The organism is Pseudomonas libanensis, from assembly GCF_001439685.1.
GTDB lineage: Bacteria > Pseudomonadota > Gammaproteobacteria > Pseudomonadales > Pseudomonadaceae > Aquipseudomonas > Aquipseudomonas libanensis.
The window spans coordinates 84,602-95,871 of sequence record NZ_JYLH01000020.1; the positions used below are offsets into that span (position 1 = coordinate 84,602).

An 11,270-nucleotide genomic window follows, 5' to 3' on the forward strand; every position below is an offset into this window, starting at 1 on the left:
TGATAGGCCGGCACCCGTGATAGGATGCCGCGCCTATTTGGAGGATCCATGGCCGAACACGATTTCCGCTTCAGCTTGCTGAGCCCGCAACACACCCTGATCGAATGCCGCGCCCTGGTGCCGGGCCGTTACCAGGTCACCGGCAACGGTGGTTCGATCAAGCATGGCGACGTGCTGATTGTCACCTTGCGCGGCAGTAAAACCCTGTCGATGCGCCTGACCGTTGAAGGGGATGCGCGCTACTCCATCCGCCCGGCCGGCCAATGGGTCGCCATGGCCCAGGGGCCGAAGTTCGGTGAGCTGGAGATTCATACCTGGAAGGTCAACTGCGACAGCTGCGACACCGTGCTGGAGTTTGAATTTGCGGTGGAAACCAAGCTGACCAAGGAACCACTGCAGCCGGCTGCCAACGCACGCATCAAAGAACTCGGCTGGGCCAGCGAAGGCGACAAGCACCGCTGCCCGAAATGCCAGCGGGCCGCACAATGAAAGGCGCGTTGCTGCTAGGCGCAATCGGCATGGGCCTGGCCGGCTGCGCCGCGGATGGCGCGAAGCTCGAGCGCGACCACAGCTATGTGGTGGAATGGATCGGTGAACGGCCGCTGATGGACTACGCGCATCTGACCGTCACCCTCGGCGCCGATGGCCGTGCCTATGGCAATGGCGGCTGCAATCACTGGTTCGCGCCGTACACCGTCGAGGGCGACAAGCTTAGCTTCGGCCAGATCGGCAGCACCCGCAAACTCTGCGCCGAGGCCCTGATGGAGCAGGAGCAGCGCTTCTTCCAGGCCCTGCAAGGCGTGCAGCGCTGGGACATCTCGCCGATCGAACAGACGCGGTTCTGGCCAGCCGAGGACAAGCCGATTCGCTTGTGGCTTGAAGAAGGCTAAGACCACCAACTTTAGAATTGGCAAGGTCCAAATGTGGGAGGGGGCTTGCCCCCTCCCACATTTATTTCAGGTGTTGCTTTAACCGCGCAAGGCTTTAAGTTTGGCCAGCACCCCTTCCGCCGTCTGTTCCCCCATCAATTGTTCCCGCACCTTGCCCTTGTCATCGATGATATAGGTCACCGGCAAGGCCTCGCTGCGGGGAATCTCGAAGATCCCATCCGGGTTCTGGGCCAGGACCGTAAACTTGATCCCAAGCTTGTCACTGGCAGCCTTCAATTCCTCGCCCTGCACATTGTCGAAGTTGACTCCAAACACCCCCACACCCTCCCCCTTCAACTGCTCGGCCAAGGCGTTGAGTTCGGGGATTTCCGTGCGGCATGGGCCACACCATTCGGCCCAGTAATTGACCACCAGCCACTGCTTGTCCAGGCGTTCGGCCGCCACTTTCTGGCCGTATTGGTCAACGCCGTAATCGTTACCGCAGCCGCTGAGCAGCAGGGTTGTGATGATCGCCAATGCACCGATCAGTCGCCTTGTCATGGGGTATTCCTTCGTAAAAATGAACATGGGCTGCGGCCTATCGCCTCTTACGGTTTAAGGACAGGCGCCAGCGCAGGTAGAATACCCGCCACCTTACGCAAGATGCGACCCGCACATGACCGATCTGACGCTTTATCACAACCCGCGCTGCTCGAAATCCCGCGGTGCGCTAGAACTGCTGGAAGCACGTGGCCTCGCCCCGACCGTGGTGCGCTACCTGGAAACCCCACTGGACGCGGGGCAAATCAAGGCCCTGCTGAAAAAACTGGGGATCAGCGCACGCCAATTACTGCGCACCGGCGAAGACGAATACAAGACCCTCAACCTGGCCGACGCCAGCCTCAGCGAAGCGCAATTGATCGCCGCCATCGCCGCCCATCCCAAGCTGATGGAGCGCCCGATCCTGGAAACCGCCGATAAAGCCATCATTGGCCGCCCACCCGAGAACGTGCTGGAGATCCTGCCGTGAGCGCGCCCTATGTGCTGGTGTTGTATTACAGCCGCAATGGCTCGGTGAGCGAGATGGCCCGGCAGATTGCCCGCGGTATCGAGCAAGGCGGCATGGAAGCGCGGCTGCGCACGGTGCCGGCGATTTCCACCGAGTGCGAAGCCGTGGCGCCGAGCATTCCCGATGAAGGTGCGCTGTATGCCAGCCTGGATGACCTGAAACACTGCTCGGGCCTGGCCCTGGGCAGCCCGACCCGTTTCGGCAACATGGCCGCGCCGCTCAAGTACTTCCTCGACGGCACCAGCAACCTGTGGCTCACCGGCGCGCTGGTGGGCAAGCCCGCCGGCGTGTTCACCTCCACCGCCAGCCTGCATGGCGGCCAGGAGACCACGCTGATGTCGATGCTGCTGCCGCTGTTGCACCATGGCATGCTGATCACTGGCCTGCCCTACAGCGAGCAGGCGCTGCTCGACACCCAGGGCGGCGGCACGCCTTACGGCGCCAGCCACCACTCCGGGCCTGACGGCAAGCGCATGCTCGACCCCCATGAAATCACTCTGTGCCGAGCCCTGGGCCTGCGCCTGGCCAAGACCGCCACGCTGCTGGAGAACGGCCGTGGCCAGGAAGCCTAAAATCCTGCCGCCCCAGGCGTGGCTGGAACCGCGGGTCAAGGTTGCACGGGCACTGAGCCTGCTGGCGTTTTTTGGCCTGGTGGGTTTGTTGTGCGTGTACTACCTGTTCATCGCCGACCTGCACGGGGCGCGCCCATGGGTGATCCTGCTGATTGAACTGGTACCGCTGCTGGTACTGGCGCCCGGGATGCTCATCGGCAGCGCCCGCGGGCATTCGTGGATGTGCTTTGTGGTGAACCTGTATTTCATCAAGGGCGCACTGGCGGCGTACGACCCGAACCGTCAGTGGTTCGGGGTGCTGGAGATGCTGGCGAGCCTGGCGGTGTTCTGTATGGCGCTGCTGTATGTGCGCTGGCGGCATCAGTTGAATCGGCGGCTGGCCGAATGATCAATGGTTGACGGTATAGGCCAACATCATCGACAGCTGGCACATCGGCCGCCCACTCTCGGCATGCCACTGGTTGAATGCGCCCTGCACCGTTGCCAAATCCCGCAGGCTGGTCGGGGCCTTGTCGACGATCTTCTGTGCGTTCAACGCCGCCACCACGTCATAGCTCGGCACAAACGTATCCTTGCCCACCATCCGCAGAAACCGCGGCGCCGACAGCCCGCCCAACTGGTGGCCGTGTTTGCTCAGGTATTTCCATAACCCGACGATATCAGTCACCGGCCAATCGGCGACAAACGCACCGAAGCTGCCCTTCTCCTGCTCGATATCGAGGATCATCTGCGCATTGCGCGGCACACTCTTGAGTTTGCCCAGGTGGCGGATGATGCGCGTGTCCTGCATCAGACGCTCCAGGTGCTCGGCGCCCATCAGCACGACTTTTTCCGGGTCGAAACCGAAAAATACTTGCTCGAATGCCGGCCATTTGGCATCGACCACACTGTGCTTCAAGCCCGCACGAAACACCCGTAGCGCCAAGGTCGACAGGTAACGGTCATCGGGGATCTTGCGCAATTGCGCCGGGGTCTTGGGCACAGGCAGGTGGGCTTCCAGCTCGGCCGCCGAACCGAAGCGGTTCAGACAATATTCGTGCAGCCACTTGTAATCGCGCATGCCCTCTCCTGGCAGTTGAATTGAAAACGGCGCCCGCAAGCGCCGTTCACTAGAGCCTTGATAAGGCTCAGAGGTTCACTACATTGACGAAACGCGATGCGGCCGTCTCATCGATTTTCAAGCTGGTGAAGTCAAACAGGTTGCGGTCGGCCAACTGCGACGGGATCACGTTCTGCAGGCTGCGGAAGATGCTCTCGGTACGCCCGGGGGTCTTGCGCTCCCAGTCCAGCAGCATGTCCTTGACCACCTGGCGCTGCAGGTTTTCCTGGGAGCCGCACAGGTTGCAGGGGATGATCGGGAATTGCTTGAAGTCGGAGTACGCCTGGATGTCCTTCTCGTTGCAATACGCCAGCGGGCGGATGACCACATTGCGCCCGTCATCGGCGCGCAGCTTGGGCGGCATGGCCTTGAGCGAGCCATTGAAGAACATATTCAGGAAGAAGGTCTCGACGATATCATCGCGGTGATGACCCAGGGCCATCTTGGTCGCGCCGATCTCGTCGGCAAAGGTGTAGAGCGTGCCACGGCGCAGGCGCGAGCACAGCGAGCAGGTGGTCTTGCCTTCCGGGATCAGCTCCTTGACGACCGAGTAGGTGTCTTTCTCGACGATGTGGTACTCGATACCCAGTTCTTTCAGGTAGGCCGGCAGCACGTGCTCGGGAAAGCCTGGCTGTTTCTGGTCCATGTTGACGGCGACGATCTCGAACTGGATCGGCGCGACCTTTTGCAGGTGCAGCAACACGTCGAGCATGGTGTAGCTGTCTTTGCCGCCGGAGAGGCAGACCATGACCTTGTCACCGTCCTCGATCATGTTGAAATCGGCGACCGCTTCACCGGCCAGGCGACGCAGGCGTTTTTGCAGTTTGTTCTGGTTGACTGTAAGAGTGCCCATGGCGCTTGGATCCGCAAAGGTGTGTGACGAAAAGCGCAGCATTTTACCGGTAAGACTGGCGCAGATCCAATGTGGGAGCTGGCTTGCCTGCGATAGCGGTGTGCCAGTCAACATCTCTGGTCCTGACAGGCCGCCATCGCAGGCAAGCCAGCTCCCACACTGGATCGCATGAATCCTGACAGACCACACCGCGATTAGCCCCCGTGTTTACAGCGCAATTTGCTCTAAAGGCCCTACAGTTATTCCGGTCATCCCTTCCTATACTGCGACTTGAGGTCGCACATTTATCCAGACCTTTCAGGCCATCTGGCCCGTGGGCGCTCCGATGGGGGGCGATGGCAATAACGACAGGAGTGACTGGCATGATCCATCACGTCGTGGGGCTTTTTACCCATCCCGACCAGGAATGGCGGGAAATTCGTGGCGATAAGGAAGAAAGCATCGGCCACATGTACCTCACTCATACCCTGATTCTTGCGGCGATCCCCGCCGTATCCGCCTTTATCGGCACCACCCAGGTCGGCTGGGTCATCGGCAACCGCGCGCCGGTCATGCTGACCCAGGAAAGCGCGCTGTGGATGACCCTGATGTCTTACGCCGCCATGCTCGGCGGTGTGGCAGTGATGGGCGCATTCATCCACTGGATGGCGCGCACCTACGACGCCAGCCCCAGCATGGCCCGTTGCGTGGCCTTTGCCACCTACACCGCGACTCCGCTGTTTATCGGTGGGCTGGCGGCGCTCTATCCGCATATGTGGCTAGGCATGGTCGTCGGCACGGCGGCAATCTGCTACACGGTGTACCTGCTGTATGTGGGGTTGCCGACTTTCATGAGCATCGACCCGGACGAAGGCTTCCTGTTCTCCAGCTCGGTATTGGCCGTGGGCCTCGTGGTACTGGTGGCGATCATGGCCTTTACTGTCATCGTCTGGGGCCTGGGCGTAGGGCCGATCTACACCAGCTGAACAAACAAGACCCTGGGGCAAGGCCACCGCAAGGTGGCTTTGTGCGTTATGCATGACCATTCGGCGCCTGACAGATTCGGAAACACCTGGTTTTGCGGCATACTGGGTGTCTCTGGAGATATGTACAGCATGCCCGAGCAACTCAATACCCGCGTCGAAGATTGTTTCCTGCAAGCCGAATCCTTTTTCAAACGAAGCTTCAAACGCCCCCAGGTCAGCCTCAAGCTGCGGGGCCAGAAGGCCGGTGTCGCGCATTTGCACGAGAACCTGCTGCGCTTCAACCCTCAGTTGTACCGTGAAAACAGCCAGCACTTTCTCAAGCAAACCGTGGCCCACGAAGTGGCGCACCTGATTGCCCACCAGTTGTTCGGCGAACGTATCCAGCCCCATGGCGAGGAATGGCAGCTGATCATGCGCGGGGTTTATGAGCTGCCGCCGGATCGTTGCCATACCTATGAGATCAAGCGTCGCCAGGTAAAGCGCTATATCTACCGATGCCCGTGTGCGGACAGTGATTTTCCGTTTTCGGCGCAGCGCCATGGCCTGGTGAACCAGGGGCGGCGATATTTGTGTCGGCGGTGTCGACAGACTCTGGTGTTCACTGGGGAAACTCGGGTGGAATGAGGGCCTCTTCGCAGGCAAGCCAGCTCCCACATTTGGATCTGTGAACGCAATCAAAATGTGGGAGCTGGCTTGCCTGCGAAAGCGTCGGCTCAGTCAACCTACAACCTTGGCCTGGCGCAATGCCTTTATCCGCTCAACACCGAACCCCAATTCCAGCAACACTTCATCACTGTGCGCCCCCACTGGCGCACCAATATGCCGAGGCTCTGGCAAACCTTCAGAGAACTTCAGCGGGCAGGCCAATTGCGCTTGTGTCGAGCCATCCCCCCTGGGCACCTGACTGACCAATGCCCGAGCCTTTAACTGTGGATGTTCAACAGCCTCCGCCAGGCTCAACACCGGTTCCACACACGCATCCACCCCGGCGAACAGCTCGCAAAGCTCCTCAAAGCTGCGCTTCTCAAACTCCACCCGCAGGGCCTGTTTAAGAACGGCCTGCTGTTCAGGCTTCACGCTGTAGGCCGCCAGCTCCGGCTGTCCCAGGGCCTCGCACAATTGCTGCATAAACGCTGGCTCCAGGCTGCCCACCGACATCCAGCGTCCATCACGACTGCGATAGTAGTCATAGAAACTCCCACCATTGAGCACATGGTTCTCCCACTCAGGCTCCACCCCGCAGGCCAGGTAACCGGCGCCGGCCATGGCGTTCAGGCTGAACGAGCAATCGGTCATGCTCACATCCAGGTACTGCCCCACCCCGCTCTGTTGCCTGGCAATCACCGCCGCCAGCAAGCCCACCACCGCATGCAGCGACCCGCCTGCCACATCGGCCAGTTGCACCCCCAGCGGCAGCGGCCCGCTGTCCCTGCGTCCGGTATGGCTGGCCACGCCGGCCAGTGCCAGGTAGTTGATATCGTGCCCGGCGCGGTCCTTGTATGGGCCGGTCTGGCCATAGCCGGTAATCGACACATAAATCAGCCTGGGATTGATCGCCTTGAGCGCTTCATAGCCCAAACCCAGGCGCTCCATGACCCCGGGGCGAAACTGTTCGAGCACAATGTCATGACCCTTGACCAGCTCACGCACGATCTCCAGCGCCTCGGCCTGCTTGAGATCCAAGGCCAGGCTGCGCTTGTTGCGATTAAGGTAGGCATGGCTTGCCGACGTACCGCGGTCATGGGGCGGCAACACGCGCAGCAGGTCCATGCGCGTAGGCGATTCGATACGCAACACCTCGGCGCCCATGTCCGCCAGCAGCAAGGAGGCAAACGGGCCGGGCAGCAAGGTGGAAAAATCCAGCACTTTAAGGGACGCCAAGGGACCTGACATACGAACTCCATCCGGGTTGCGAATCCCCACAGACTAGGCAGCCTTGCGCCTGCCGGCAATCGTCAGAACGATCAGCGGCAGTGACCGTTTTGATCACGGCGGGCTTTTTCGCGGCGGCGGCTTTATCATTGGCCCACGTTTGTTGGCAGAGTGTTCCATGAAGTTCGCGATTGCACTGTATAGCGCCGCCCACGCGCCCTCCTCGCGCCGCGCCCTGTTGTTCGCCCAGGCGGCGCTGGCCGGCGGGCATGAGATTGTGCGGCTGTTTTTTTATCAAGATGGCGTGTACAGCGCGTCCAATAACATCGTTGCCCCCCAGGATGAGCAAGATATCGCCCGCCAATGGCGCGAGTTTGTCAGCCAGCACCAGCTTGATGGCGTGGTGTGCATCGCCGCGGCCTTGCGCCGTGGCGTGCTCAATGCCGAGGAAGCCATGCGCTATCAACGCAGCGCGGTCAACCTGGAAGCACCCTGGGCGCTATCGGGCCTGGGGCAGTTGCATGACGCTATACAGGGCGCCGACCGCCTGATCTGTTTTGGAGGGCCATGACATGTCCAAATCCCTGTTGGTGATCAGCCGCCAGGCCCCATGGTCCGGACCGAGTGCGCGGGAAGCGCTGGATATTGTGCTGGCCGGTGGTGCGTTTGATCTGCCCATTGGCCTGCTGTTCCTCGACGATGGTGTGTTCCAGCTGGCACCGCACCAGGACGCCAAGGCTGTGCAGCAAAAGGACCTCGGTGCCAACCTGCAGGCATTGGGGCTGTTTGGCATTGATGACGTATTCGCTTGCAGCCATAGCCTGGCGGAGCGCGGGCTTACCCCGCCGGCCAGCGCCCAGCCCCTGGGCAATGAAGACATTTGCAGACTGATTGACCGTTACGACCAGGTGATAACCCTCTGATGTCGACTTTACATGTGCTGTCTCATTCTCCGTTCACCGATAGCCGCCTCGACAGCTGCCTGCGCCTGTGTGGCCGTGAAGACGCGATCCTGCTCTGCGGCGATGGCGCCTACGGCTTGCACAGCCCTGCCCTGCACACCAAGGGCGTTAAGGTGTTTGTACTGGCCGAAGACATGCAGGCGCGTAATTTGCTCCTGCCCGACTGGGCCGACAGCGTGGACTACCCAGGTTTCGTACAACTGTCGATCGACTACGACAAGGTCAACACCTGGCTATGAACACCTTGACCGTAGGCGCCCGCGCCCTGGAACTGGACAAGGACGGCTACCTCGTCGACCTGAATGACTGGTCCGACGAGGTGGCGCAGGCCCTGGCCGTCGCCGAAACCCTGGAGCTGACCCCGGATCACTGGGAGATCCTCCGGCTGCTGCGCCAGTTCTATGCCGAATTCCAGCTGTCCCCCGCCACGCGCCCGCTGATCAAGTACACCGCCTTGAAGCTGGGCCCGGAAAAGGGCAACAGCCTGCACCTCAACAAACTGTTCAATGGCACTCCCGCCAAACTCGCCGCCAAGTTGGCGGGCCTGCCCAGGCCGACGAATTGCTTATGACCGACTTTGCCCCCCTGACCCTCGCAACGCCCCAAGAGCATCCCTTTGCGCAGTTCGTGCGTATCCTCGGCAAAGGCAAGCGCGGCGCGCGCAACCTCACCCGCGAGGAAGCCCGGGAAGCCATGGGCATGCTGCTCGATGAAAAGGTCGAAGACACCCAGCTGGGTGCCTTCCTGATGCTGCTGCGCCACAAGGAAGAAAGCCCGGAAGAGCTTGCCGGCTTCACCGAAGCGGTCCGTGAGCGGCTCAACACACCAGCGCTGAATGTGGATATCGACTGGCCGACCTACGCCGGAAAGAAACGCCACCTGCCGTGGTTCCTGCTCGCGGCCAAGTGCCTGGCACAAAACGGTGTGCGCATCCTGATGCACGGCGGTGGTGCCCACACGGCGGGCCGGTTGTACACCGAGCAGTTGCTGGAGACTCTACAAATCCCGCTGTGCCGCAATTGGCAACAGGTCGAGAGCGCCTTCGAGCACGGCAATCTGGCGTTTATCCCCCTGGGCGACTGGGCGCCGCAATTGCAACGCATGATCGACCTGCGCAACACCCTCGGCCTGCGCTCGCCCATCCACTCGCTAGCACGGTTGCTCAACCCGCTGAATGCGCGTTGCGGCCTGCAAAGCATCTTCCACCCGGGTTACCAGGGCGTACATCGCGATGCCAGTGGCCTGCTCGATGACAATGTGATTGTGGTCAAGGGCGACGGCGGCGAGATCGAGATCAACCCCGACACCCTCAGTCACTTATATGGCACCACTGGCGGCCAGAGCTGGGACGAAGAGTGGCCCGCCCTCTCCGCCCAGCGTCACATCAAGCCGGCGACGCTGGAACCTGAACACTTGAAAGCGCTGTGGCGTGGTGAGATCGAGGACAGCTATCCACAATTAGCCCTGATCGCCACCATGGCCCTGGCCTTGCGCGGTCTGGGCCACCCACGGCAACAGGCATTCGAATTGGCCCGGCAATACTGGGACGCACGGGACAAATCGATTTAATCGATAATTAACCCCTGGTCTTTGCGCTTTTAGTTCGAACTCACCCCGCTAGACTGGCTCCAACGCTTATAGCCAAGGAGTCAGTCATGGGTTTGCTGATTGAAGGACACTGGAAGGACCAGTGGTACGAAAGTAGCGCAGATGGCGCATTCCAGCGGGAACAGGCAAAACGCCGCAGTTGGGTGACCGCCGATGGCCAGCCTGGTCCCAGCGGTGAAGGCGGCTTCAAGGCCGAGGCCGGTCGTTACCATCTCTATGTTTCCCTCGCCTGCCCCTGGGCGCACCGCACCTTGATCCTGCGCAAGCTCAAGGGCCTGGAAAGCCTGATCGACGTCTCGGTGGTCAGCTGGTTGATGCTGGAAAACGGTTGGACCTTCGACAAGGCCCACGGCTCCAGCGGCGACAAACTAGACGGTCTGGACTTTATGCACCAGCGCTACACCGCCGACACCGCCGATTACACCGGGCGCGTCACCGTACCGGTGCTGTGGGACAAGAAGCTCAAGCGCATCGTCAGCAATGAATCGGCGGAGATCATCCGCATGTTCAACAGCGCATTCAACGGGCTGACCGGCAACACCCTGGATTTTTATCCCGACACCCTGCGCCCAACCATTGACGCGCTCAACGAACGCATCTATCCCGCCGTGAACAACGGCGTGTACCGCGCAGGCTTTGCCACATCACAACAGGCTTATGAAAGTGCTTTTGATGATGTGTTTGCCGAACTGGACCATTTGGAACAGCACCTGGGCACCCATCGCTATCTGGCCGGCGAATACCTGACCGAGGCCGATGTGCGGCTGTTCACCACGTTGATTCGCTTTGATGCGGTGTATTACAGCCACTTCAAATGCAATTTGCGTCGGATTGCGGACTATCCGAATCTGTCGAATTGGCTGAAGGAGATGTATCAGTGGCCGGGCGTGGCCGAGACGGTGGATTTTGCCCATATCAAGGGGCATTACTATGCCAGCCATCGCACGATCAATCCGACCGGGATTGTGCCGAAGGGGCCGTTGCAGAGGTTTGATGCCGAGCATGATCGGGAGCGGTTGACTGGCAAAGGTGTCTGGAACTGATCCGGATGATTGGCTGAAGCTGAAGGCCTCATCGGGGCATAGGTATCTACACAACTCTGTAGCGCTCAACGGTAACCACGATGCGAAGCGAGCCGCTCTTGATCTTGATCTCAGGCGCCCCGTTAAACCACGCTGGCCGGAATTCGACAGGGATTTGGGGGGTAAACCGGCAGGGATGCCGGTTTAGCCGCCCCGCGCCATGGATGGCGCGTGGCGGCGGCCCCCCCAAATCACTGGCGGATTACGGGCACACCGAGCCTAGGCGAGGTGCCGAGTGGTGGGGCAAGAGCCCTTTGGTTACTTTGGGGCTCTTTTCCAAAGTGACCCGCTGTCAGAGCGGAACCCTAAGTGGCCGTTT

Annotated in this window: 17 protein-coding genes; 13 read left to right on the forward strand and 4 right to left on the reverse strand. The window is 60.6% G+C overall.

The window, feature by feature from the left end; translation table 11 throughout:
- Positions 1-48: 48 nt before the first annotated feature.
- The gene (locus tag TU73_RS24975; protein WP_057014432.1) at positions 49-489 is read left to right on the forward strand and encodes a hypothetical protein; all 441 of its coding nucleotides are present in this window, start codon (positions 49-51) and stop codon (positions 487-489) included.
- Positions 486-890 carry an META domain-containing protein gene (locus TU73_RS24980; protein WP_057014433.1) on the forward strand — a complete coding sequence of 135 codons (405 nt, stop codon included), beginning with the start codon at positions 486-488 and terminating at the stop codon, positions 888-890. Before TU73_RS24975 ends, TU73_RS24980 begins: the two co-directional genes overlap by 4 nt.
- 78 nt (positions 891-968) lie before the next feature.
- On the opposite strand, the gene TU73_RS24985 is transcribed toward TU73_RS24980, so the two are convergent.
- Entirely contained in the window at positions 969-1,430 is a 462-nt protein-coding gene (locus TU73_RS24985) for a TlpA disulfide reductase family protein (protein ID WP_057014434.1), read from the reverse strand.
- A 115-nt stretch (positions 1,431-1,545) separates the two neighbouring features.
- Here TU73_RS24985 and arsC point away from each other — a divergent pair, with 115 nt between their 5' ends.
- The 3 genes from arsC to TU73_RS25000 are packed head-to-tail and all read left to right on the forward strand — an operon-like array spanning position 1,546 to position 2,898.
- A complete protein-coding gene (gene arsC, locus TU73_RS24990) occupies positions 1,546-1,899 on the forward strand; it encodes an arsenate reductase (glutaredoxin) (protein ID WP_057014435.1) in 354 nt (117 codons plus the stop codon).
- Positions 1,896-2,510, forward strand: coding sequence for an NAD(P)H:quinone oxidoreductase (gene wrbA, locus TU73_RS24995; RefSeq protein ID WP_057014436.1), 615 nt, complete (start codon positions 1,896-1,898; stop codon positions 2,508-2,510). Before arsC ends, wrbA begins: the two co-directional genes overlap by 4 nt.
- Positions 2,494-2,898, forward strand: a complete 405-nt coding sequence (locus TU73_RS25000; RefSeq protein WP_057014437.1) for a DUF2069 domain-containing protein — start codon at positions 2,494-2,496, stop codon at positions 2,896-2,898. The genes wrbA and TU73_RS25000 overlap by 17 nt, the downstream gene beginning before the upstream one ends.
- Here the strand turns inward: TU73_RS25000 and TU73_RS25005 are convergent, their stop codons facing one another.
- Both TU73_RS25005 and ttcA read right to left on the reverse strand, forming a co-directional pair.
- Entirely contained in the window at positions 2,899-3,570 is a 672-nt protein-coding gene (locus TU73_RS25005; RefSeq protein ID WP_057014438.1) for a DNA-3-methyladenine glycosylase I, read from the reverse strand.
- A 67-nt stretch (positions 3,571-3,637) separates the two neighbouring features.
- Positions 3,638-4,462 (reverse strand): tRNA 2-thiocytidine(32) synthetase TtcA, encoded by an 825-nt coding sequence (ttcA, locus tag TU73_RS25010; protein WP_005789069.1) that lies wholly within the window; start codon positions 4,460-4,462, stop codon positions 3,638-3,640.
- A 362-nt stretch (positions 4,463-4,824) separates the two neighbouring features.
- On the opposite strand from ttcA, the gene TU73_RS25015 reads away from it, so the two are divergent.
- Both TU73_RS25015 and TU73_RS25020 read left to right on the forward strand, forming a co-directional pair.
- Positions 4,825-5,427 carry a Yip1 family protein gene (locus tag TU73_RS25015; protein ID WP_043046623.1) on the forward strand — a complete coding sequence of 201 codons (603 nt, stop codon included), beginning with the start codon at positions 4,825-4,827 and terminating at the stop codon, positions 5,425-5,427.
- A 129-nt stretch (positions 5,428-5,556) separates the two neighbouring features.
- Positions 5,557-6,051 (forward strand): SprT family zinc-dependent metalloprotease, encoded by a 495-nt coding sequence (locus TU73_RS25020; RefSeq protein WP_046072494.1) that lies wholly within the window; start codon positions 5,557-5,559, stop codon positions 6,049-6,051.
- A gap of 93 nt (positions 6,052-6,144) precedes the next feature.
- Here TU73_RS25020 and TU73_RS25025 read toward each other — a convergent pair whose 3' ends face one another.
- Positions 6,145-7,320: a CaiB/BaiF CoA transferase family protein gene (locus TU73_RS25025; protein WP_057014439.1), complete on the reverse strand. Its 1,176-nt coding sequence runs from the start codon at positions 7,318-7,320 to the stop codon at positions 6,145-6,147.
- A 157-nt stretch (positions 7,321-7,477) separates the two neighbouring features.
- Between TU73_RS25025 and tusD the strand changes: the two genes are divergently transcribed.
- The 6 genes from tusD (at position 7,478) to TU73_RS25055 (ending at position 10,912) form a co-directional block, all read left to right on the forward strand.
- Positions 7,478-7,870, forward strand: a complete 393-nt coding sequence (gene tusD / locus TU73_RS25030) for a sulfurtransferase complex subunit TusD (protein ID WP_057014445.1) — start codon at positions 7,478-7,480, stop codon at positions 7,868-7,870.
- Position 7,871: 1 nt separating this feature from the next.
- Entirely contained in the window at positions 7,872-8,222 is a 351-nt protein-coding gene (gene tusC / locus TU73_RS25035) for a sulfurtransferase complex subunit TusC (protein WP_043046620.1), read from the forward strand.
- On the forward strand, positions 8,222-8,500 hold the full coding sequence (tusB, locus tag TU73_RS25040; RefSeq protein WP_057014440.1) for a sulfurtransferase complex subunit TusB: 279 nt from the start codon (positions 8,222-8,224) through the stop codon (positions 8,498-8,500). The genes tusC and tusB overlap by 1 nt, the downstream gene beginning before the upstream one ends.
- Positions 8,497-8,832: a TusE/DsrC/DsvC family sulfur relay protein gene (locus tag TU73_RS25045; RefSeq protein WP_057014441.1), complete on the forward strand. Its 336-nt coding sequence runs from the start codon at positions 8,497-8,499 to the stop codon at positions 8,830-8,832. The genes tusB and TU73_RS25045 overlap by 4 nt, the downstream gene beginning before the upstream one ends.
- Positions 8,829-9,830, forward strand: a complete 1,002-nt coding sequence (locus TU73_RS25050) for a glycosyl transferase family protein (protein WP_057014442.1) — start codon at positions 8,829-8,831, stop codon at positions 9,828-9,830. The genes TU73_RS25045 and TU73_RS25050 overlap by 4 nt, the downstream gene beginning before the upstream one ends.
- Positions 9,831-9,916: 86 nt before the next feature.
- Positions 9,917-10,912, forward strand: coding sequence for a glutathione S-transferase family protein (locus TU73_RS25055; RefSeq protein ID WP_057014443.1), 996 nt, complete (start codon positions 9,917-9,919; stop codon positions 10,910-10,912).
- Positions 10,913-11,270 lie beyond the last annotated feature (358 nt).

What these genes read in the sequence shown, in the direction of transcription:
- TU73_RS24975 (WP_057014432.1), top strand. Translation starts at nt 49, where the DNA reads ATGGCCGAACACGATTTCCGCTTCAGCTTGCTGAGCCCGCAACACACC.
- TU73_RS24980 (WP_057014433.1), top strand. Translation starts at nt 486, where the DNA reads ATGAAAGGCGCGTTGCTGCTAGGCGCAATCGGCATGGGCCTGGCCGGC.
- TU73_RS24985 (WP_057014434.1), bottom strand. Translation starts at nt 1,430, where the DNA reads ATGACAAGGCGACTGATCGGTGCATTGGCGATCATCACAACCCTGCTG.
- arsC (WP_057014435.1), top strand. Translation starts at nt 1,546, where the DNA reads ATGACCGATCTGACGCTTTATCACAACCCGCGCTGCTCGAAATCCCGC.
- TU73_RS25005 (WP_057014438.1), bottom strand. Translation starts at nt 3,570, where the DNA reads ATGCGCGATTACAAGTGGCTGCACGAATATTGTCTGAACCGCTTCGGT.
- ttcA (WP_005789069.1), bottom strand. Translation starts at nt 4,462, where the DNA reads ATGGGCACTCTTACAGTCAACCAGAACAAACTGCAAAAACGCCTGCGT.
- TU73_RS25015 (WP_043046623.1), top strand. Translation starts at nt 4,825, where the DNA reads ATGATCCATCACGTCGTGGGGCTTTTTACCCATCCCGACCAGGAATGG.
- TU73_RS25020 (WP_046072494.1), top strand. Translation starts at nt 5,557, where the DNA reads ATGCCCGAGCAACTCAATACCCGCGTCGAAGATTGTTTCCTGCAAGCC.
- TU73_RS25025 (WP_057014439.1), bottom strand. Translation starts at nt 7,320, where the DNA reads ATGTCAGGTCCCTTGGCGTCCCTTAAAGTGCTGGATTTTTCCACCTTG.
- tusD (WP_057014445.1), top strand. Translation starts at nt 7,478, where the DNA reads ATGAAGTTCGCGATTGCACTGTATAGCGCCGCCCACGCGCCCTCCTCG.
- tusC (WP_043046620.1), top strand. Translation starts at nt 7,872, where the DNA reads ATGTCCAAATCCCTGTTGGTGATCAGCCGCCAGGCCCCATGGTCCGGA.
- tusB (WP_057014440.1), top strand. Translation starts at nt 8,222, where the DNA reads ATGTCGACTTTACATGTGCTGTCTCATTCTCCGTTCACCGATAGCCGC.
- TU73_RS25045 (WP_057014441.1), top strand. Translation starts at nt 8,497, where the DNA reads ATGAACACCTTGACCGTAGGCGCCCGCGCCCTGGAACTGGACAAGGAC.
- TU73_RS25050 (WP_057014442.1), top strand. Translation starts at nt 8,829, where the DNA reads ATGACCGACTTTGCCCCCCTGACCCTCGCAACGCCCCAAGAGCATCCC.
- TU73_RS25055 (WP_057014443.1), top strand. Translation starts at nt 9,917, where the DNA reads ATGGGTTTGCTGATTGAAGGACACTGGAAGGACCAGTGGTACGAAAGT.